We start from the raw sequence: 983 nt of genomic DNA, 5'->3' as shown, positions 1-983 counted from the left end.
TTATTTATTCTAAATTAATTTATTGAAGAATGATAAAAATCGAGTTTCATGTTCTAATTCTGATAAAAAAATGAGATGTTAAAACATTATCAATCAACTCAATTTGTTAAAAAATTAAATTAAGAAAAGTAAAAATTGAAGGAAATTAAAACGAATTATTTTCGTTTAGGTTTTGTTTTTGTAACAGCAAAATAAGACGCTGTAAAAGCAGACAAACTTTTGTAACCGACTTTATAAGCTATTTCGCTCAATGTAAAATTATTGGTATCTATTAATTCAATACTTTTTAGAATTCGGACAAGTTGCATGTATTTCTGAAGTGTAATTCCTGTTTCTTGTTTGAAAATTCGTTGCAAATTTCGAGCAGACATATTCGCTTTATCTGCCAATTCATTCAAATTAAAATTCGTCGAATAATGAAAATGAATATACTCACTCACCGGAATTAAACGTTTATCAACAAGAACTGGCAACTCCAAATTATGGTTTTCATCACAAAAATGAGGCAAACTATACAACATTGAATTTAAGAAAATCTTTTGCTCCTTCTCTTCTATCAAAAATTTATTCCATTTTGAGGCATATAACATCATTTCCTTCAGAATTGGCGGCGCAACAAAAACATGAATATCATTGTAAAAATCTTCCTTAAAAACCTCTTTAAACAAAATCAACATTGGATTGACAGTTTTCGCCTCAGAAGTCGTACGATGTAGCTTATTTGCAGGAATCCAAATCACGTGATTTTGAGGAACTAAATAAATCTTTTGTTCGATATGAAAATATTGGTAACCTTCTTCAACATAATTCAATTGGAAATAATCATGCGAATGAACCTCATCCGCATTTTTGCGATTCTTCTCGTACCAAACATAAGTATTGGTCGTCATATGATCCGAATATTCTCCAATAATTTGTTTCATAAATGAATTAATTTTTCCTTTTGTACATTTAGCTAATTATAGCAATAAAACCGTCAGTTC

At 29.0% G+C, this 983-nt stretch carries 1 protein-coding gene; it reads right to left on the bottom strand.

Annotated elements, in window-relative coordinates; genetic code table 11:
• Window positions 1-155: 155 nt before the first annotated feature.
• A complete protein-coding gene (locus B2217_RS16130) occupies window positions 156-923 on the bottom strand; it encodes a helix-turn-helix domain-containing protein (protein ID WP_291123189.1) in 768 nt (255 codons plus the stop codon).
• Window positions 924-983 lie beyond the last annotated feature (60 nt).

Origin of the sequence: Empedobacter sp. UBA7620 (assembly GCF_002484185.1) — a bacterium.
GTDB classification, from domain to species: Bacteria; Bacteroidota; Bacteroidia; order Flavobacteriales; family Weeksellaceae; genus Empedobacter; species Empedobacter falsenii_C.
Note: the sequence above shows the minus strand (reverse complement) of the source record. Positions and strands in the feature narration are given on the sequence as shown.

Bases quoted from the DNA above. Each gene is read 5' to 3' on its own strand.
- B2217_RS16130 (WP_291123189.1), bottom strand. From the start codon at position 923: ATGAAACAAATTATTGGAGAATATTCGGATCATATGACGACCAATACT.